Source organism: Neisseria sp. 19428wB4_WF04, assembly GCF_015235335.1.
Classification (GTDB): Bacteria; Pseudomonadota; Gammaproteobacteria; order Burkholderiales; family Neisseriaceae; genus Neisseria; species Neisseria musculi.
Genome location: NZ_JADGLG010000009.1, coordinates 16,065 through 34,360 on the forward strand (window position 1 = coordinate 16,065; position 18,296 = coordinate 34,360).

At 53.6% G+C, this 18,296-nt stretch carries 20 protein-coding genes, 1 tRNA gene and 2 pseudogenes; 12 read left to right on the forward strand and 11 right to left on the reverse strand.

The window, feature by feature from the left end:
* Positions 1-315 precede the first annotated feature (315 nt).
* The 3 genes from rpsU to IR141_RS03645 form a co-directional block, all read right to left on the reverse strand.
* On the reverse strand, positions 316-528 hold the full coding sequence (gene rpsU / locus IR141_RS03635; RefSeq protein WP_085365024.1) for a 30S ribosomal protein S21: 213 nt from the start codon (positions 526-528) through the stop codon (positions 316-318).
* A 474-nt stretch (positions 529-1,002) separates the two neighbouring features.
* A complete protein-coding gene (locus IR141_RS03640) occupies positions 1,003-1,779 on the reverse strand; it encodes a DsbC family protein (RefSeq protein WP_135034316.1) in 777 nt (258 codons plus the stop codon).
* Positions 1,780-1,800: 21 nt separating this feature from the next.
* Positions 1,801-1,971: a hypothetical protein gene (locus IR141_RS03645; protein WP_167743029.1), complete on the reverse strand. Its 171-nt coding sequence runs from the start codon at positions 1,969-1,971 to the stop codon at positions 1,801-1,803.
* Between IR141_RS03645 and IR141_RS03650 the strand changes: the two genes are divergently transcribed.
* On the forward strand, positions 1,970-2,764 hold the full coding sequence (locus tag IR141_RS03650; RefSeq protein WP_135034317.1) for a 3'-5' exonuclease: 795 nt from the start codon (positions 1,970-1,972) through the stop codon (positions 2,762-2,764). The genes IR141_RS03645 and IR141_RS03650 overlap by 2 nt on opposite strands.
* A gap of 740 nt (positions 2,765-3,504) precedes the next feature.
* On the opposite strand, the gene IR141_RS03655 is transcribed toward IR141_RS03650, so the two are convergent.
* The 5 genes from IR141_RS03655 to IR141_RS03675 all read right to left on the reverse strand — a co-directional run bounded on the left by IR141_RS03655 (position 3,505) and on the right by IR141_RS03675 (position 5,584).
* Entirely contained in the window at positions 3,505-3,936 is a 432-nt protein-coding gene (locus IR141_RS03655; RefSeq protein WP_167743026.1) for a hypothetical protein, read from the reverse strand.
* Between the two features lie 66 nt (positions 3,937-4,002).
* Positions 4,003-4,479, reverse strand: a complete 477-nt coding sequence (locus tag IR141_RS14155; RefSeq protein ID WP_187000916.1) for a site-specific integrase — start codon at positions 4,477-4,479, stop codon at positions 4,003-4,005.
* Positions 4,448-4,705, reverse strand: coding sequence for a hypothetical protein (locus IR141_RS14160; protein WP_187000915.1), 258 nt, complete (start codon positions 4,703-4,705; stop codon positions 4,448-4,450). Before IR141_RS14160 ends, IR141_RS14155 begins: the two co-directional genes overlap by 32 nt.
* A complete protein-coding gene (locus tag IR141_RS14165; RefSeq protein ID WP_194198370.1) occupies positions 4,698-5,279 on the reverse strand; it encodes a DUF4102 domain-containing protein in 582 nt (193 codons plus the stop codon). The genes IR141_RS14160 and IR141_RS14165 overlap by 8 nt, the downstream gene beginning before the upstream one ends.
* A 220-nt stretch (positions 5,280-5,499) precedes the next feature.
* Positions 5,500-5,584: transfer RNA gene (locus IR141_RS03675), tRNA-Leu, on the reverse strand.
* Between the two features lie 164 nt (positions 5,585-5,748).
* On the opposite strand from IR141_RS03675, the gene IR141_RS03680 reads away from it, so the two are divergent.
* From IR141_RS03680 to IR141_RS03695, 5 genes and pseudogenes are all read left to right on the forward strand, one after another.
* Positions 5,749-6,417, forward strand: coding sequence for a hypothetical protein (locus IR141_RS03680; RefSeq protein ID WP_135034318.1), 669 nt, complete (start codon positions 5,749-5,751; stop codon positions 6,415-6,417).
* Entirely contained in the window at positions 6,410-6,997 is a 588-nt protein-coding gene (gene ribA / locus IR141_RS03685) for a GTP cyclohydrolase II (RefSeq protein ID WP_135034319.1), read from the forward strand. The genes IR141_RS03680 and ribA overlap by 8 nt, the downstream gene beginning before the upstream one ends.
* Positions 6,998-7,770: 773 nt before the next feature.
* Positions 7,771-7,962: pseudogene (locus IR141_RS14170) on the forward strand (LysR family transcriptional regulator); the annotation flags it as partial.
* A gap of 47 nt (positions 7,963-8,009) precedes the next feature.
* Positions 8,010-8,675, forward strand: coding sequence for a LysR substrate-binding domain-containing protein (locus IR141_RS03690; protein ID WP_256359853.1), 666 nt, complete (start codon positions 8,010-8,012; stop codon positions 8,673-8,675).
* A 131-nt stretch (positions 8,676-8,806) separates the two neighbouring features.
* Positions 8,807-9,450, forward strand: a pseudogene (locus tag IR141_RS03695) (IS1595 family transposase).
* 314 nt (positions 9,451-9,764) lie between these two features.
* On the opposite strand, the gene coaBC reads toward IR141_RS03695, so the two are convergent.
* Positions 9,765-10,946: a bifunctional phosphopantothenoylcysteine decarboxylase/phosphopantothenate--cysteine ligase CoaBC gene (gene coaBC / locus IR141_RS03700; protein ID WP_194198372.1), complete on the reverse strand. Its 1,182-nt coding sequence runs from the start codon at positions 10,944-10,946 to the stop codon at positions 9,765-9,767.
* Between the two features lie 462 nt (positions 10,947-11,408).
* Positions 11,409-12,143 (reverse strand): ribonuclease PH, encoded by a 735-nt coding sequence (rph, locus tag IR141_RS03705; RefSeq protein ID WP_135034321.1) that lies wholly within the window; start codon positions 12,141-12,143, stop codon positions 11,409-11,411.
* 172 nt (positions 12,144-12,315) lie between these two features.
* On the opposite strand from rph, the gene IR141_RS03710 reads away from it, so the two are divergent.
* On the forward strand, positions 12,316-13,188 hold the full coding sequence (locus IR141_RS03710) for a YicC/YloC family endoribonuclease (RefSeq protein ID WP_228068153.1): 873 nt from the start codon (positions 12,316-12,318) through the stop codon (positions 13,186-13,188).
* 356 nt (positions 13,189-13,544) lie between these two features.
* Here IR141_RS03710 and IR141_RS03715 read toward each other — a convergent pair whose 3' ends face one another.
* The gene (locus IR141_RS03715; protein WP_135034322.1) at positions 13,545-13,760 is read right to left on the reverse strand and encodes a hypothetical protein; all 216 of its coding nucleotides are present in this window, start codon (positions 13,758-13,760) and stop codon (positions 13,545-13,547) included.
* A 226-nt stretch (positions 13,761-13,986) separates the two neighbouring features.
* Here IR141_RS03715 and IR141_RS03720 point away from each other — a divergent pair, with 226 nt between their 5' ends.
* The 5 genes from IR141_RS03720 to IR141_RS03740 all read left to right on the forward strand — a co-directional run bounded on the left by IR141_RS03720 (position 13,987) and on the right by IR141_RS03740 (position 18,214).
* Positions 13,987-14,697 (forward strand): phosphoglycolate phosphatase, encoded by a 711-nt coding sequence (locus tag IR141_RS03720; RefSeq protein ID WP_135034349.1) that lies wholly within the window; start codon positions 13,987-13,989, stop codon positions 14,695-14,697.
* Positions 14,698-14,764: 67 nt separating this feature from the next.
* Complete coding sequence (gene recX, locus IR141_RS03725) at positions 14,765-15,223, forward strand: recombination regulator RecX (RefSeq protein WP_135034323.1); 459 nt, start codon at positions 14,765-14,767, stop codon at positions 15,221-15,223.
* Positions 15,224-15,375: 152 nt separating this feature from the next.
* Complete coding sequence (locus IR141_RS03730; RefSeq protein WP_135034324.1) at positions 15,376-15,657, forward strand: hypothetical protein; 282 nt, start codon at positions 15,376-15,378, stop codon at positions 15,655-15,657.
* Positions 15,658-16,168: 511 nt separating this feature from the next.
* Positions 16,169-17,212, forward strand: a complete 1,044-nt coding sequence (gene adhP / locus IR141_RS03735) for an alcohol dehydrogenase AdhP (protein WP_167743031.1) — start codon at positions 16,169-16,171, stop codon at positions 17,210-17,212.
* A gap of 288 nt (positions 17,213-17,500) precedes the next feature.
* The gene (locus tag IR141_RS03740) at positions 17,501-18,214 is read left to right on the forward strand and encodes an S-methyl-5'-thioinosine phosphorylase (RefSeq protein WP_135034325.1); all 714 of its coding nucleotides are present in this window, start codon (positions 17,501-17,503) and stop codon (positions 18,212-18,214) included.
* Positions 18,215-18,296 lie beyond the last annotated feature (82 nt).

Sequence of the window (18,296 nt, forward strand, 5' to 3'; positions counted from 1 at the left end):
CGGCCTGCTATTAGGTTTGACGCTTTTTACGCCTGCAGCTTACACCGCTATAGCCGATCTGCCGAAATAAGCACAAAACGGCAAGCCGAAAACAGCACAACCAATCATACGGATTCTCCCCTGCTGCCGCTTCAGCAGCTTACACAATCCACTCTCTTCAGGCGGAGTCGAAACCAACATTGCCGTTATTTTGAGTGGATTGGAATGTTTCAATCTGCAGACAAAACAGGCAGCCATACATAGCCAAAACACCGCAAGGACGAAGCCTTACGGTGTATAACTTAATTTATACCGCAATCAAAAAGTATGGCGGAATCAGTAGAGTTTCGGAGGCAGTTGCTGGCTGCGCAAACGTTTTTGCAGGCGTTTGGCCGCAGCAGCTTTTTTGCGCTTACGCTCAGTGGTCGGTTTTTCGTAGGCTTCGCGGGCACGCAACTCTGTGAGCAGGCCGGTTTTTTCTACAGCGCGTTTGAAACGGCGCATGGCAACTTCAAAAGGTTCGTTTTCTTTTACACGGATAGCAGGCATTTTTATTCCTTAATCAAAATCGCTACAGGCCGCCGTTTTTATTTTCAGACGGCCTTAAAATCAGTTTGGTGTATCGCAGGTTGGATCCAAGATCCGGGCGGGATACGCGCCGTGATGCAAACACCACCTCCTAACGGTACGGCAGACAAAACCGCCGTAAAAATTTACCCGCCGTATCAAACGGCGGCCGGCTATGGTTCATTCACTAAAATAAAATCAAGTATAAAACAGCATTACTGCGGGCAATGCCGGCCGACTTTGTTACTGCTCTATCGGCTTAAAAATTATTTTCACAAGCCGAAGCTATTTTTTTAGCACCTTAGCTTAATTGGTGAATTATCTTAGCAACAGCTTGGTTTGTCAAGAAAAAAACCATACTGCAGCCGGCTCTGCCGCAGATCCAAACGGGGCTTGATCCGACCGCCCGCATACTCGGACTTGAACCGAACATGAAAGCGGTTTGCCGGCAGCGGGCTACTGGTTTTCGGCAATCGTTTTCTGCAACTGCGGAAGCGGGCTGTAACCGCTTTGCGTACGCCCGTTGGGAAACACCAGCGCAGGCGTACCGTGAAAACCGAGCTGCTCGCCCAGCGAAGTGGTTTCCGCCACCGGATTTTCACAACCCGCAACCTTAGGCGGCATTTTGCCTTCGCGCATCCATGCAGTCCAGGCAGCTGTGCGGTCTTTCTGGCACCAAATCTGTTCGGCCTTACGGGCAGCATCAGGATGCAGACCGGCAATCGGCATCATAAAATTATAAATCGTGATGTCGGTCATCTTGGCGAATTCATGCTCCAGCCGCTTGCAAAACGGACAATCGGGGTCGGAAAACACCGCCACTTTGAGTTTGCCGTTGCCGCGCACTTCTTTAATGGCTTTATCGAGCGGCAGCGAGTCAAACTCAACAGCATTCAGCTCGGCCATACGCTCTTCTGTCAAATCAATGCGCTTGTTGATATCGAGCAGGCTGCCCTGCAAAATATAATCGGCTTGGGCATCGGTGTAGATAATCTGGTTGCCCGACACCACCACTTCGTAAATACCGCCGATAGGCGTGGTGCGGACGCCCTGCACTTTCAGCTTTTGCTCAGCATAAGTTTTTTCCAACTTGGCCTTAATGGCAGCCTCGGCACCGGTTTTGACTTCGGCCTTCTCCTTTTGCGGCCGATCATTTTTCACCGGCGTCTGACCACAGGCCGCCAGCGAAGCCGACAACAGGGTGTACAACAGCATTTGTTTGATGGGTTTCATATATTTCCTCGATGTTTTTTATCAAGGCCGTCTGAAACATTCAAACGGCCTTAAATCGCGCATTTTATCAAACTCTGCGTTTCTTTCCGTTAAAACATACACCCCCACCCGAAAATAATATGCCCACACCACACTTGGCGCACGCGCCGCTTCATGCCACAATGCCCAAGCACTATCCGGAGCCTCAGCCATGACCCCTATTTTAGCCTTCGATATCGAAACCGTACCCGATGTAAAAGGCATACGCACCCTTTACGAACTGCCCGACAGCGTAAGCGATGCCGATACGGTCGTTTTCGCCCAACAGAAACGCCGCGCCCAAACCGGCAGCGACTTCATGCAGCACCACCTTCACCAAGTAGTGGCAATCTCCTGCTGCATGCGTTGGGGGCAGGACAAAATCCACATCGGCACCATAGGCGAAACCAGCGATGACGAAGAAACCATGATTGCCAAATTCTTCGATCTGGTCGAAACCCACACCCCGCAGCTGGTGAGCTGGAACGGTGGCGGCTTCGATCTGCCCGTTTTGCACTACCGCGCCCTGATACACGGCATTGCCGCCGCCCGCTATTGGGATATGGGCGAAGGCGATTTCGGCGACAGCCGCGACTTCAAATGGAACAACTACATCAACCGCTACCACAACCGCCATTGCGACCTCATGGATCTGCTCGCCCTCTACCAGCCCCGCGCCAGCGTACCGCTTGACGATATCGCAAAACTGTGCGGCTTTCCCGGCAAACTCGGCATGGACGGCAGCAAAGTATGGGAAGCCTACCATGCAGGCCGTCTAAAAGATATCCGCAACTATTGCGAAACCGATGCCGCCAACACTTATCTGATGTTTCTGCGCTTCCGCATGATGAGCGGCGCACTCGATGCCGATGAATACGAGTTGGAAATCAAACGCATAAAAAGCCATCTGAAAACACTGTCGGCAGAAAAAAACCACTGGGCCGAATTCTGCGCCGCGTGGTGGTAATCATCATGCCTTTTCTTCGTCATATCGGTATTTTTGCTTCTTAGCAATTAATAACGCAAGATGAATACCTGTTATTTTTAAATAGCAAACCGCAGTTAATCAAAATAAAAGCAGTATCAAGATGCGAACTGCAAACCCGCTTAAGAGCATAGCTTAGCCTTGGTTGGCATTGAAGCCTACACTTAGTGCGGCAAACTTTCCGTCAATATGCAAGTCAGTGTATTTCGTTACTGCCGAAGCCGATCCGAATGTCGACCTGAGCAAGGCATGGTTTTCACCTGCGACACGCGATAACGGGTGCACGCGCGGCAGCGGCAGCAGAAATCGATCGACGGATACATGGCATTCCAAACCGGGTTATCAGTTGCGTACTCATCATCCACTAGTATGTCTTGCTAATCCCATGAAACGGTCACGCCTTTTTGCTTCAGGTATTCGACCACTGCTTCCGGCTCTAAGTCGAAAATTGTCTTGATATATTCCGGATTCATCAGCTCATATCCCGCACTGCCTCAACACGGCCTATCAAACTCGACAGAAAAATCACTCGAACCAGCTCGTTTTGCAAGGTGATGTCATCCATATTCGGAAAATGTTAAGCTAAGTGGTCGAGAATGTTATTTTCGGTTTCACCACGCTGCTAATCCTGCACCAATCCAGCAGTTAAGTCTCGACATTTTCAAACAGCTCGAACCTTAGACAGACCACGTTGCAGAAATTCAGCGACACGACCCACTCAATCAACTCGTTAAACATTGCTTCGACAATACGCTAGATAGTCGAGCTGCTGGAGCATCTCCAACGCAGTGGCTTGCGGATAAATCGCGTTCATGATGTCGAGCAAACGTTTCGGCAGTAGCGTGCGGCTGCGCTTTGTTCATGGCGTTGACGATGTTCCAACGCATCCCCTCGCAGCGTTGTTTGGCAATATCATTACTATAGTTAGTGCGCTCAATATCAATCCTCAAATGGATACTCTGCCCCTGTTTATGTGCCTGCTTTATATGATGCTCCGTTATAGTCAAACAAAAAAGCTCATGAACAGCAAGCGTTTTCAAAATGATATCGCCTAAAAATGCTTGCCTCGCAATATGCGCACCTGAATTGTGTGGCGGGAAACCTGCCCGAATCATCAAATCCATTTTGGCAAAAAGTAGGGTCAATGCCGCCAAAAAGTAATGATGCCTGCTCTATTGTTCAGTGTCGGCGTAAGTCTCCAATTGCTTAAATCAGGCAAATCAGAAAAGGGTATATCTTGGCTCATTTTGTTTCACTCTCAACCAGAGCGTGGGCTTGATTATGCCGTTCGCGCAAATAGCAAATAGTCTAAAATACCATTGCATCATTTCTACCCGTTGTAGCAGATATTCCGTGTGGTGGTATGCCGCCCTTACTTTGTTTTGTTCTACATGGGCTAGCTGCCGCTCTATGGCATCGGGGTTATAACCCTGCTCGTTTAATACGCTGCTTGCAAGGCTTCGGAAGCCGTGGGGTGTGGCCATGCCTTTATATCCCATGCCGTTAATAATCTTACCCGCCGTGTTTTCGCTGATATGGCCGTCTATGGCGGTTCGGCTGGGGAACAGAAACGGGCTGTGCCCCATGATGGCGTGAAGTTCGGCCAAAAGCTCAAGCGGCCGGTTTGCCGGCGGGATAATGTGGGCGCGGAGGTGTTTCATGCGCTCAGTGGGAATTTGCCCGTGTTTTCTTGTCAAAGTTGATTTCTTGGCATCTGCCGCCTCGTATTTCGTTATTGCGGGCAAAGCAAAGCATAATCAGCAAAACGCATAGGCGGTTTTGTTGGTGTGTACCGGCCGGCAGTGGCCGTCTGAAAAACTCGGTTAGTTCTTCGCGCGGTAGGGCGGGCATATGGGCAGCCTGCCGTTTGGGCAGATAATCGACAAGCGGAGCGGCGTGGTTGCCGTCTGCCTGTTCAAGCATGGCGGCATGATTGAAAACGCCGCCTATCCATTGCCTGATTTTCTCTGCGGTTTCCAATGCGCCCCATTCGGCGATATGCTCGATTTACGGTCTTTATATCGTTTATCCGAAATTCTTTAATCGGAGGGTGGCTGCCGATATGCGGGAAAACGTCTGTTTCCGACAGGAAACCGGTTTCTGCGGAGCTACAACGCTGTTTCAGAATAATGCAGTACGCGTCCGGCGTGTTCTCTTCCCGGCGGCAGTTTTGGGCGTGCCATTGCTGCGTGATTGCGGCAAAGGTATTCAGTAGGGCGATCTGCCGTTTCTGTTTGGCCTGTTGCTTGGCGGCGGGGTCTTGGCCTGCGGCAAGCAAGCGGCGGGCATTTTCGGCGGCTTTACGGGCTTCAGACAAAGAAACGGCGGGATATTTGCCTATTGAAAGTAATTTCTCTTTTCCGTCTATGCGGTATTTCAGCCGCCATAACTTGCCGCCCGCTGGTGTAACCTGCAAAAACATACCTCCGCCGTCTGCCAGTTTGTACGGCTTCTCGGCGGGCTTGGCGTTCTTTATTTGGCGGTTGTTTAACGGCATTTTGGGGGTATTTTTTAGGGGTATTTTCAGACACCCCCAAATATACCCCCGTTTTTTGGTTTATTCAATTAGACGGGATTTTACTGTATTGGATAATCAAGGCTGTCTGAAAATGCCCTTTATCGGGCTGTAAGCCTTGCTGTGCTTGAATCTTGGTTTGTGGCGTTGGACAGTATCAGACGTAAAAAAACAGCCCGTAAAGGCTGTTGTTTTTTGATAGTGGTGCGGAAGGAGAGACTCGAACTCTCACACCTTGCGGCGCTGGAACCTAAATCCAGTGCGTCTACCAATTTCGCCACTTCCGCATAAAATGAAATGGAACGAGGGATTATACCTAAAGCCGGCAAAGATGCCAATCTTCCGAGCTTGAAAAAAGGTATAATGCGCACAATTATACGAAACAACCAGATAGGCCGTCTGAAAGATTCAGACGGCCTCAATGCCGAATTAATGCAAGAAAAGGGAAGCCATGCCTGTTTCACTGATCCGCGATTATCTGCAAACGCAAGGTCTGCGGTTATCTGAAGATGAGGTCCGCGTGGGCGTGCTGGCTGCGCAAACAGTGATGCACAACGGTCGGGGCGAAATCGACCGCGAAGTTTTATGGTATGCCGCAGGTGATGCCGTGCTGTCGGAACATATCGCGCCCACCGCCGGACACGAAGCCCTGCTGAAGCAGATTTTCATGGCCTTGGATTCTGCCTACAGCCGAACCGTGGCCGCGCAAAGTGCGGTGGTGTATGCCCTGCTGCCGTCCGGGCAAAGCCCGTTTCTGCTGCGTTTGGCGCAACAAGGGCTGGCGTTGGCGCAACAAATGCCGGTTAATGAAGAGTATGCCCGTTTCCACCTGCCGGTGCGTTCGGCGCAAACCGGTTGGCTGAATCTGGCAGAAGATGTGTCGCACTGGCTTGCTTCCGGGGCGCTCGAAGGCAGCCGTAACAGCCGCAGCCAAAGCCAGATGTCGCTGCCGGTCTGCTCGCAAAACGGCAGTGTGCTCGGCGTTGTCCATGTGGAATACGAAAGCAAAGGTGCGCTCACTGAAGCCGTTCAGGCCGATTGGGTGGCGCTGGCACTGGCATTGGCCGAGCCGATGGCTGCGTTGCTGCAACCCGAATATCAAGAGGAACAAAATGACTAAACCGTTGAAATTTATCGCCGCCTGCCGCCTGCCTACCGAATGGGGCGTGTTTACGCTGCACGGGTTTGAAGAAACCGGCGGACAGGAACACGTGGCGCTGACCATGGGCGATATTGCTGATGGCACGCCGGTGCCGGCGCGCATACATTCCGAGTGCTTAACCGGCGATGCGCTGTTTTCGCAAAAATGCGACTGCGGCCCGCAGCTCCAGGCAGCCATGCAGGCTGTGCAGCAGGCCGGGCGCGGCGTGATTGTCTATCTGCGTCAAGAAGGGCGCGGTATCGGCCTGATCAATAAAATCCGCGCCTACCGGCTGCAAGATCAGGGTTTGGACACGGTGGAGGCCAATGTGGCACTGGGTCTGCCGGTAGATGCCCGCGACTTCACGCCGGCCAAGCATATTTTCGAGCATTTGGGCGTGAAAGAAGTGAAGCTCTTAACCAACAACCCTGAAAAAGTGCAGGTGCTGGCCGATGCCGGCATCAGAGTGGTCGAACGTGTGCCGCTGCAAGTGGGGGAAAACATAGAAAACGAACGCTACCTCAGCACCAAAGCCGCAAAACTCGGCCATTGGTTTTAAAGGCAGCCCAACTTCTTCAGCATGCTTACCGATAAACTTAGGCCGGGTTCTTGGCAGAATTTATCTTGCCATAGGTTTAAGTTTGACAAAACAAAGCGCGGGCAACCCGCAAACGCTGCAAGCTGCGGCAAGGCAAGAGCCGCATCGATTTCAATTTAATCCAACGATAATTAACAGCAAAGCGGGCCACTACCATCATTTGAAGCCGGAAAAAACCGAGCCCCACTTGCCGCACTGCGGCATTATTGTGACTCAATCGAAGAGAACAGCCATGCCAGTCATCCCCGAGGCAGCAGCAGAATCGTTCCCATACCGGTTATACCGGCCCCGCATCGAAACTATCAGGCCGTCTGAAAAAATCTTTCAAACGGCCTGATACGGCCAATCCACCGACAAACACAAAGCAGAAAGCCGCAGGCAGCACGATAAGGGGAAGCAGCGCATCATCGTTTTAAAGCAGGCTGCAGCAATCCCGCCCATCAAACTGCGGCATTATGGCGAGCGGCTAACAAATAACTAATTAATTTTTAAATATAATTTATTTATTATCGGCTTCTCCGTATGCAGTTTTCCCGCATCAGAAAAACTCAGGCCGTCTGAAAAAAATCTTTCAGACGGCCTGATACGACTGGCCCGCCAACAAACACAAAGCAGAAAGCTACAGGCAGTGCAAAGCTGCCGCCATCATCATTTTAAAATGAATCTACTATAGCGCATTGCAGCCGTTACCCGTTTCCTTTAACGGGTAAAACCACACCACTTGTGAAATAAATTTGCCGATCACCATAAAAGAAAACCTCAACGACCTGCGCACCTTTATTGCGGTAGCACAAACCGGCAGCTTCACCAAAGCAGGCGCACAGATGGGCGTTTCCGCCTCTGCATTGAGCCACGCCATACGCACACTGGAAAACCGGCTGCACATCAGGCTGTTTCACCGCACCACCCGCAGCATCTCGCTTACCGAAGCAGGCAGGCAGCTTTATACCGATCTCGCCCCCTGTTTGAAGCCATCGATGCCGGCCTCAATAATCTCGGCAACTTCCGCAACACGCTCAGAGGCAGCCTGCGCATCAACGGCAACCTACACGCCTTCCGCTATGTATTGTGGAAAAAACTACAATCATTTATACGCCGATACCCCGAAATCAGCCTCGAACCTGCCTGCGAACCGCGCATGGTCGATATTGTTGCCGAACGCTTCGATGCCGGCATCAGACTGGGCGGCTATATCGCGCAAGATATGGTTTCCGTGCGCATTTCCCCGCCGCTCACCATGCGCATTATCGCCAGCCCTGCCTATCTGTCCGCACACGGCACACCGCAAACCCCTGCTGATTTGTCTGCCCACGAATGCCATTCTTCCAGGCAGCCCACCACCGGTGCCGTTTGGACATGGGATCTCCGCCATCCCCAAAGCGGCAAAACCCTACAATTCCACCCACAGGCCCGGCTGTTGGCCGACGGCAGCAGCGAGCTGCTCAAACAAATCGCACTGGCAGATTTAGGACTGGTTTGCGTGTTTGACGACATCGTCAGCAGAGAGCTCGCAAGCGGCGCACTGGTAAGCGTGCTCGATGACTGGGCAATAAGCTATGACGGCTATTATCTTTATTACCCCAACCACCACATAAGCTCACCGGTATTAAACGCTCTAGTAGCAGCATTGCGGGAATAAAACGGCCGGAAAATTTTACAAAATTTACTATACCGTCTGAAACATCAGATTATCACCACTCCTGCACCAGCAAAAGCCAACCTTAAAATAAAGGGGCTGACGTAGATTAGCAGTCATGACAGGCTGCTAAAATGAAGATAACAAACTGTAAATTAAGAAAAAAGTACAGAAGACACTACTCGGATATTTTGTGCCGGAAGTTACCGCCCGTTCGGCTGCCGATGTCTTGGGTATCCGGCCCAACACCGCCATACTCTTTTACCGAAAAATCCGCCTCGTCATCAGCCATCATTCGGCCTTGGAGGCATCAGGTTTTTGAAGGTTCCGTAGTCAGATGAGCTGCTCCGGCGGTAAGCGCAAAGGAAAACGCGGCACAGGAGCCGCAGGCAAAGTGGTTTTCGGTATCCTCAAACATGGCGGCAAGGTTTATACCGTGGTCGTGGATAACGCCAAAAAAGAGAGTTTGTTGCCTGTTATTGCGAAGAAAATCATGCCGGACAGTGTGGTGTATACCGACAGTTTAAGCAGCGATGATGTCCCGGATGTCGGCAGTTTTCACCACCATAGGATTAACCACGGCAAGACATTTGCCCGGAGGCAAAACCACATCAACGGCATTGGGAATTTTTGGAATCAGGCCAAGCGTGTACTGCGCAAATACAACGGAATCGACCGGAAGTCTTTTTCCCTGTTCTTGAAAGAATGCGGGTTTCGTTTTAACTTTGGCACACCAAGTGAGCAGTTGAAAATCTTGCGGGATTGGTGTGGTATTTAGGGCTAATCTACTTCAGCCTCTAAAATAATCAAATTTCCTTGTTTCAATTTTGATAAGGTGATAAGTTGCAGACAATATCGCTGGTATAGAACCGATGATATTGCCACTTTTACAGTTTATCTAGCTGTTCTGCTCTTTAGATTAAGGTACAGCACAACGCTGTAATAGAGTAAATAATTATTCTGATAGATTAAATTTAGATTGATACAGTATTACAACACTACTACCATACTTGCATAGCCATCCCTTTGCTTGGTCTTTGTCAAAATTAATCAACCGTATTTTATAGATTAAAAAATCTTCCGCCCTCCGAATCAGACGCTTTGCGCTATTGTCTTCACAATCTCTGCAGCTGCTTGGTCTTTATCGGTTTCGGGAAACGTGGTTTCGCCGGTTTCGGTAATGATGGTGATGCGGTTGGTGCTTTTGCCCATCGCTACTGCTACATCGTTGGCTACCAACATGGGAATGTTTTTTTTCAGCCGTTTGGCGCGTGCATGTTCGAGCATGTTTTCACTCTCGGCGGCGAACCCCACGCAGAAGGGGGCGTTGGAAAGCGAGGCGGCAGCGGCGAGGATGTCGGGATTTTCGGCCAGTTCGATAAGGGGCGGGGTGCCGTCTGCGGTTTTCTTCAGTTTTTGTGCACTGCTGTTCTTCACTTTATAGTCCGCTACGGCGGCCACGGAAATAAAAATGTCTTGGCCGCCGATGTGGTTCATCACCGCGCGGTACATGGCTTCGGCGCTCACCGCCTGCTCGGCGTGCGCCAAACCGGTGGGTAACCCTGTTTGAATTTGGCCGTAAACCAGCGACACTTCCGCTCCGGCGGCGCGGCAGGCGCGGGCGATCGCCATGCCCATTTGGCCGCTGGAAATATTGGTGATGCCGCGCACGGGGTCGATGGCTTCAAATGTTGCGCCGGCCGTTATCAGCACTTTTTTGCCCTGCAATAATTTGGCACTCCACATATCGGGCAGCAAATCGGCCAGCTCGGCGGCTTCGGGCATACGGCCCACGCCGGTTTCGCCGCAAGCCTGCTCGCCTTCAGCGGGCTGGAACACGGTGATGCCGTCTGAACGCAGCTGTGCAATATTACGTTGGTTGGCAGGGTTGAACCACATTTCCACATTCATTGCCGGGGCAACGGCCAGCGGGCATTTGCGCGCGGCGGCCAAGTTGGTGAGCAGGTTGTCGGCAATGCCGCCTGCGATTTTGGCGATGGTGTTGGCACTGGCAGGGGCAATCAGAAACACATCGGCTCTGCGGGTGAGGTTGATGTGCGCCATGCCGTTGCCGCCGGATGCCACGCCGTGGGTTTCGGTCAGCACGGGGTTGCCGCTTAAGGCCTGAAAAGTGAGCGGTGAAACGAATTCGGCGGCGGCGCGGCTCATTGCCACGGTTACGCTGTGGCCCTGCTTTTTCAAAAGGCGCACGAGTTCGCAGGATTTATAGGCGGCGATGCCGCCGCTGATGCCGAGCAGGATATGTTTGTTTATCATAGGTTTGATTCAGAATATGCGCCGTCTGAAAGCGCGGTTGGTTTTTTCAGACGGCCTGATTTATTTGATTTTCCGTCTTCACAAAATTCAGCAAACGCTGCCCGGGCTGCCGCCTTGCTTTTTCAAAAGGCGCACGGGTCCGCAGGATTTATAGGCAGCGCCGCCGCTGATACCGGGCAGGATAGGTTTGTTTATCATAGGTTTGATTCAGGGTGTGGAGCCGTCTGAAAACGCGGTTGGTTTTTCAGACGGCCGGTTTTTTTGGTTTGGTTTGCAGGCTCTGCAGAGTGTATAAATGCCGCTGCCTGCCGGCTTTTGGAATAAAACCCTACAGCTCTAAGGCGGGGTTTCGTTTGCGCAGAAATATCGTTATACAAAACAGCGGCATCAAATTTTTCTATTTTCAGACGGCCTGGATACGTTTTGCAGACGGGTTCGGCGGCAGATGCCTGTGCCGCATCAGCGGCGGGCAGTTGCCAAGGCCTGCTGCTGGTGCCGCACCAATTCGGCTATGCCTTTCTGCCCCAGCTTAATCAATGCGCCCAATTCTTCTACGCTGAACGGCGCTCCTTCTGCCGTGCCCTGTATTTCGATGATTTTGCCCGAAGCCGTCATCACCATATTGACATCGCTTTCGCAGCCCGAATCTTCGATGTAGTCCAAATCCAGCAGCGGCACCCCGCCCACTATGCCTGCCGACACTGCCGCCACTGCTTCGCGCACGGGATTGTGCGGCAGCAGCCCCGCCGCCGATAATTTGTCCAACGCCATCTGCAAGGCCACGAATGCGCCCGTGATGCCGGCGGTGCGCGTGCCGCCATCGGCCTGGACAACATCGCAGTCGATGATAATCTGACGCTCGCCCAAGCTTGCCAAATCTACCGCCGCGCGCAGCGAGCGGCCGATTAAACGCTGGATCTCCTGTGTGCGCCCGCTCTGTTTGCCGGCTGCCGCCTCGCGGCGCATACGCGAAGCGGCGGATGCGGGCAACATACCGTATTCCGCCGTTATCCAGCCCTGCCCCTTGCCGCGCAGAAACGGCGGCACACCCTCATCAACCGATGCGGTACAGATTAACTTGGTGTTGCCGCATTCGATGAGCGCCGAACCGTCTGCATGGGGCAGAAAACCGGGAGTGATGCGGATTTCGCGCAAAGCATCGGCAGCGCGGGCGGTGCGGGTGTAGGCAGCCATTGTTTTGTCCTCATATTCAATGTTTCAATGTGAGCGGATTATAACACGCCCAGATATGGTATATTCCGACCCATCCCGCCCGCAGCATGAATCCGCTGCGGTGCTGCTACACCTTAACCGGCTCACGAAAACCGATTACCCCCACAATAAACACCACCCGGAGTAAAACACCATGGCCATCCACAGCATGACCGGCTTTGCCAATGCCGCAGGCGAATGCGGCACCAAGTGCATCAACTTGGAATTACGCGCCGTAAACCACCGCTACCTCGATGTGCAGTTCCGCACGCCCGAAGACTTGCGCCATCTCGAAAGCAGCCTGCGCGAAAGCATCACCGCCCAGGCCTTGCGCGGCAAAATCGAATGCCGCATCCAAGTTCAAGACAATGCCCCCGATGCGCAAAGCCTGAGCGTGAATCAGGATTTGGCCGCGCAACTGGCCGGCCTCAACACGCAATGGCGCAAACAATACGAAGGCTTGGGCAAACTCACCGTGGCCGACATTTTAAAATTTCCCGGCGTGCTCGCCGGCCAAAACGAAGATGCAGAAGCCCTCGCCCAAACCGTTCAGCTGCTGTTGCAACAGGCCTTGGCCGATTTTGCCGCCGCTCGTGGGCGCGAAGGCGCAAAGCTGGCGCAACACCTGCTGGAACGCTTGGACGAAATGGAAAACATCATCAACCGCTTAAACAGCATTTTCCCCAGCCTGCTCGAAGCGCATATGGAAAAAGTGAAAGGCCGTCTGAAAGAAGCGGTGGCCAACATCGATAACGACCGCCTGCAGCAGGAGTTTGCCCTGTTTATACAGAAATCCGATGTTGATGAAGAGTTCAGCCGCCTGCGCACCCATATCGGCGAAGTGCGCCGCATCGTTACCACCGCCAAAGGCAGCGTGGGCAAACGCTTGGACTTTCTGATGCAGGAACTCAACCGCGAAGCCAACACGCTGGGCAGCAAAGCCATCGCTACCGAATGCACACAAGCATCGGTGGAATTGAAAGTGTTGATCGAGCAGATGCGCGAACAGGTGCAGAATATCGAATAAGCCGTCTGAAACGGCCGCCATACCGGGGGTATTTTTTATTTTATTAATCAATATTTTACTTAAAAAACAACAGCAACCGGTCCCGAGCTCTGTATGGCGGTGCGTACGATGCCGGCCACACCGGCGGAAACCTTCACACCTTCAAAACACCGCAAAAAATTTATTTGCCCTGTTCCCCCCCCCGGCGCGGAAGTTTTTTTGGAGGGGGGGAGGGACGGCATCAATCTCGAGTGTCTCCCGCTTTGAGCACAAGTTTCCGCCGGTGCGCAAGTTGGGGATTCGGCATCCAATTATCTGTTGAATCAATGCTTCAATATTTTCATTCAAGCACCCGCCTGTGCGGCAACCACGCTATTTCAAACTTTCAGACAGCATGAAGGCTTGCTTGCCCATAGCAGGGACAGCATTCTCTGCAGCCGTCTGAAATATCCGGTTACACGCACACACCGTATCGGCAGAAACAGCAAATAAACTCCGTATGATGCCGTTTTGAATCCGGCAACGGTAAAAGGCCGTCTGAAAGCCGTTTTCAGACGGCCTTTCATTTCAGACGGCCTATAAATACGCTGCATTTTCAATACCGGGCCGCAGTCTGCAAACAGCACCGAGCTGGTTGCGTTACCGCTTCGCGGCCGGCACAACCTTTCCTTTGACCAAAGCCCAGCAACACGGCAGCGGAAATCATGCCGTAACGGGAATAAAGTGGGCGCACGGTAATCTTCAAACAACCCTGCACAGCCGTTGCGCCCCACCTGCCCTGTGCTACAATCCAATCCCCTTCCCAACCCGCAAACCACCATGACCATGCCTGCCATCAAACATGTTCAAGCCGTTGCCTTTGATTTGGACGGCACGCTCTGCGATTCCGTGCCCGACCTTGCCGCTGCCGCCAACGCCACCCGCCAACACATGGGTTTGCCGCCGCTGCCCGAACACACCGTAGCAAGCTATGTCGGCGACGGCATCGCCAGCCTTGTCCACCGCGTTCTCACCGACAGCCGCAACGGCCAAGCAGAGCCAGGCCGCTGGGAGCAGGCGTTTGCTTTCTTTATCCGCTACTACCGCGAACACCTGAGCGTGTTCACCCGCCCCTACCCCGAAACCGAAGCCGGCCTGGCTCTGCTCAGATCGCTGGGCATTCCGCTGGCGGTGGTTACCAACAAAAACGAAGTGCTGGCAACCGAGCTGCTCCAACAACTGCACCTGGCCGACTATTTCAGCCTGATACTCGGCGGCGACAGCCTGCCCGAAAAAAAACCCAGCCCGCTGCCGCTGCTGCACGCCGCCGAAGTGCTCGGCACCGCCCCCGCCGATATGCTGATGGTGGGCGACTCCGCCAACGATATTCTCTCCGCCAAAGCCGCCGGCTGCCTGAGCGTGGGCGTAACCTTCGGCTACGGCGACATGACCCAGCTCTCGCAGAACCCCGCCACCCAGCCCGATTGGCTGGTCGGCTCGCTGCCCGAAATCTACGAAAACCTGCAACCGCAGAAAACGCAGCACGAATAATGTTTGCGGCCGTCTGAAACCTTTTTCAGACGGCCGCAAACATTCCTTCCAACCGTTTTATCCCGCCATGAAACCGCAAAAATCCCTGTACACCCGCGCCCTCGACATTCTCGCCCGCCGCGAAACCAGCCGCGCCGAGCTCAAGCGCAAACTCGCGCCTTATGCAGAAAGCGAGGCAGAACTCGAAACGCTGTTAAACGGGCTGGTCGAGAGCCGTCTGCAGTCTGACGATCGTTTCGCCGAAAGCTATATACACAGCGCAAGCCGCCGGCACGGCCGCCTGCGCCTGCAACAGGCTTTGCAGGCCAAAGGCGTGAGTGAAGACACCGCCCGCAGTTTTCTGCCCGACCGCAACAGCGAAATACAAACCGCCGTTGCCGTGCTGCGCAAAAAATTCAAAGCCCCTGCCGCCGATTTGAAAGAAAAGCAAAAGCAGGCACGCTTTCTCGCTTACCGGGGCTTCGACACCGACACCATTCAAACCGCCCTGAAAAACGGCTGGAACGGTGGAGAAGAATGGGAATAGTCCCGAAAGCCGGCAAAATATATTCAGGCAGGGGCTTGTGCAAAAAACACCCCGATGCCGTCTGAAAAGCTTAACAACCGCCTGCTGCACTGTCTGCGCGCCGGCGGGAATCCAAATGAAAATATTAGAACACAGTCCAAACCAATATCGAGATGCCCCCAACTTCCGCGCCGGCGGAAACAGCGGCAGCCGAATTTCTTGGGGCTTTGGGAATGGGCAAAAGTTTAAGTGCTGGAAAAGGCCGGGTGTTTACACTTTTTATACCGAACCGCTTTGTTTTGCTGAAACGATGGTTTCGTGATTTTGCGTATGCGCAAAAACGAGGCGGCTCCGCCCGGTCTTTCGGCATTTCCGGCAACACTTCCTCCAAGCGGTATTCAAGCAAAACGGAAAGTATCAACAACACCGGGATTTCAACACTTCAGGCCGTCTGAAACCTTTCAGACGGCCCGGGCTTTTGCCCGCCCCGATTGGCGGCAGCCTGACATTTGCAACGAAAGACGGCACACTGCCGCCGGCACCACCATAAAGTGAATCCGCTCCGTTGCCGCCCCATATCGGAAATGCGCGCCTTCACAACCCAGCCCTTTCAACCAAAGGCAGCCCCAACCCGTTTTGCCCGCCACCTACCCTCTGCCGTCTTGTATGGATTTTGAGTGGCCGGCCATAGCCCGATGGTGCGGCAATGCTTGGGCAAAATGTAGTCATGCTTTGTCAGGCACTGCGAAAATCCCGCAAAAAGCACGGTTACGCCTTGTGTCGAAAAAAACGTTATACTATAACACTAAATATTTTAACTTCAATAACTTACAAAAAAATAAGTTTGATTCCCGGCGGGAAAAGGTGCATACTCCCGTTTCAGAAGCAGATGCGGTCTGCACAGGCTCCGCTGCCGCGCAACCGCCGCCGTTTCTTCGTTTATCACCTAAATCAGGAGAATGCACCATGAAAATGAGAGCAGCAGTGGTTACCCAAAACAGCGATGGCAATGTAGATATTGTCGAGCGTGAAATCCGCCCGCTGGAAGCCAACGAAGCCTTGGTGGAAGTGGAATACTGCGGCGTCTGCCACACCGACCTGCACGTTGCCGCCGGCGACTACGGCCAAAAGCCCGGCCGCGTGCTCGGCCATGAAGGCATCGGCATCGTAACCGAAACCGCGCCCGGCGTAACCCGCCTGAAAAAAGGCGACCGTGTCAGCATTGCCTGGCTGTTTAAAAGCTGCGGCGCCTGCGAATACTGCAACACCGGCCGCGAAACCCTCTGCCGCACCGTGCTCAACGCGGGCTACACCGCCGATGGAGGCATGGCTACCCACTGCATCGTGGATGCCGATTATGCCGTGAAAGTGCCCGAAGGTTTGGATCCCGCCCAAGCCAGCTCGATTACCTGCGCCGGCGTAACCACCTATAAAGGCATCAAAGTTTCCGGCGTGCGCCCCGGTCAATGGATTGCCGTCTACGGCGCAGGCGGCTTGGGCAACTTGGGCGTGCAGTATGCAAAAAAAGTGTTCGGCGCGCACGTTATCGCCATCGACATCAATGACGACAAACTGGCTTTGGCCAAAGAAGTGGGCGCCGACTTCACCGTCAACGCTGCCAAAGAAAACGTGGCCGAAGTGATTCAGGAGAAAGTGGGCGGCGCACACGCAGCAGTGGTTACCGCCGTTTCGCGCGATGCTTTCAACTCTGCCGTTGATGCCGTGCGCGCGGGCGGACGCGTAGTCGCCATCGGCCTGCCGCCCGAAACCATGGATTTGTCTATCCCCCGCATCGTGCTGGACGGCATCGAAGTGGTGGGCTCGCTGGTGGGCACCCGCAAAGATTTGGAAGAAGCCTTCCAATTCGGTGCCGAAGGCATTGTGGTGCCGGTGGTGCAAACCCGCACACTCGATGAAACCAATGCCATTTTCCAAGAAATGCGCAACGGCACCATTCAAGGCCGCATGGTTATCGACATGAAAGCAGGCTGCGGCTGCAGCAACCACTAAGCCCTAACCGCAACACACAGGCCGTCTGAAACGTTTCAGACGGCCTGTTTATCCATTACAATAGCGCGAATCCACATTTCCGGCATCAAACCAACCGCAGCAATATATTGAATCTGCTTTATTTTCAACACAAGGCGGCACGCTGCGGGCAATAGAGCAAATACGGAACCGGTTCTGCTGCCGCTTGCGCTGCCGGCAAAATCGTTTGCCGCAACCCAAACAGGCAATACCGCAACCGAAACCGAGTGGATTCACTCTATTTCTCCACCATTAAGAAGAAAGCAGCCCATGATAGCCGTTATCGGCGGCAGCGGCCTCACCCGCCTGCCCGAACTCAACATCACCCAGCGCCGCATCGTGCGCACACCCTACGGCCTCACCAGCAGCCCGCTGCTGTTGGGCACACTCGGCAGCCGCAGCATTGTATTTCTCGCCCGCCACGGCCTCAACCATTCGCTCGCCCCGCACGAAATCAACTACCGCGCCAATATTTGGGCGCTGCATTCCATAGAGGCCGAAGCCGTGGTTTCCGTGTCTTCCGTAGCCGCACTAAACGATGCCTGCGAACCCGGCTCGCTGGTGGTGCCCGATGATTTGGTCGACTACACCTTCGGCCGCCGCAGCACGTTTTTCGAAGGCCGGGAAAACGAAGTGGTGCACACCGATTTTTCGGAGCCTTACGACCACGCCTTGCGCCAAGCCCTGCTCGAACACGCCCGAAGCCACCAAACACCCGTGCACGCCCGCGCCGTTTACGGCTGCCTGCAGGGGCCGCGCATGCCCACCCGCGCCGAAGTGCGCCGCTACCGCAACGACGGCATCGATATTATCGGTATGACCGGCATGCCCGAAGCCGTGCTCGCGCGCGAACTCGGACTGCCCTATGCCCACCTGTGCGGCGTAACCGGCACCGCCTGCATCAACAGCGGCCGCGAAACCGCGTGCAATCTCAGCGGCGCCCGCGCCATCGAAAAAATCCGCCGCCTGCTGGTAGATTTGTAACCCCGTTTCAGACGGCCTGAAGCCTGTGCAGAATCAAAAAAACACCACAAGAAGTTTATCTGCCGCGATTTCTGCCTACCTC

Bases quoted from the DNA above. Each gene is read 5' to 3' on its own strand.
- IR141_RS14165 (WP_194198370.1), bottom strand. From the start codon at position 5,279: ATGCCGTTAAACAACCGCCAAATAAAGAACGCCAAGCCCGCCGAGAAG.
- recX (WP_135034323.1), top strand. From the start codon at position 14,765: ATGAAACCGCAAAAATCCCTGTACACCCGCGCCCTCGACATTCTCGCC.
- IR141_RS03715 (WP_135034322.1), bottom strand. From the start codon at position 13,760: ATGCAGCGTATTTATAGGCCGTCTGAAATGAAAGGCCGTCTGAAAACG.
- rpsU (WP_085365024.1), bottom strand. From the start codon at position 528: ATGCCTGCTATCCGTGTAAAAGAAAACGAACCTTTTGAAGTTGCCATG.
- rph (WP_135034321.1), bottom strand. From the start codon at position 12,143: ATGGCTGCCTACACCCGCACCGCCCGCGCTGCCGATGCTTTGCGCGAA.
- IR141_RS03720 (WP_135034349.1), top strand. From the start codon at position 13,987: ATGACCATGCCTGCCATCAAACATGTTCAAGCCGTTGCCTTTGATTTG.
- IR141_RS03740 (WP_135034325.1), top strand. From the start codon at position 17,501: ATGATAGCCGTTATCGGCGGCAGCGGCCTCACCCGCCTGCCCGAACTC.
- IR141_RS03680 (WP_135034318.1), top strand. From the start codon at position 5,749: ATGCCTGTTTCACTGATCCGCGATTATCTGCAAACGCAAGGTCTGCGG.
- IR141_RS14160 (WP_187000915.1), bottom strand. From the start codon at position 4,705: ATGCTTGAACAGGCAGACGGCAACCACGCCGCTCCGCTTGTCGATTAT.
- IR141_RS03710 (WP_228068153.1), top strand. From the start codon at position 12,316: ATGGCCATCCACAGCATGACCGGCTTTGCCAATGCCGCAGGCGAATGC.
- adhP (WP_167743031.1), top strand. From the start codon at position 16,169: ATGAAAATGAGAGCAGCAGTGGTTACCCAAAACAGCGATGGCAATGTA.
- IR141_RS03730 (WP_135034324.1), top strand. From the start codon at position 15,376: ATGCCCCCAACTTCCGCGCCGGCGGAAACAGCGGCAGCCGAATTTCTT.
- IR141_RS03645 (WP_167743029.1), bottom strand. From the start codon at position 1,971: ATGGCTGAGGCTCCGGATAGTGCTTGGGCATTGTGGCATGAAGCGGCG.
- IR141_RS03650 (WP_135034317.1), top strand. From the start codon at position 1,970: ATGACCCCTATTTTAGCCTTCGATATCGAAACCGTACCCGATGTAAAA.
- IR141_RS03640 (WP_135034316.1), bottom strand. From the start codon at position 1,779: ATGAAACCCATCAAACAAATGCTGTTGTACACCCTGTTGTCGGCTTCG.
- ribA (WP_135034319.1), top strand. From the start codon at position 6,410: ATGACTAAACCGTTGAAATTTATCGCCGCCTGCCGCCTGCCTACCGAA.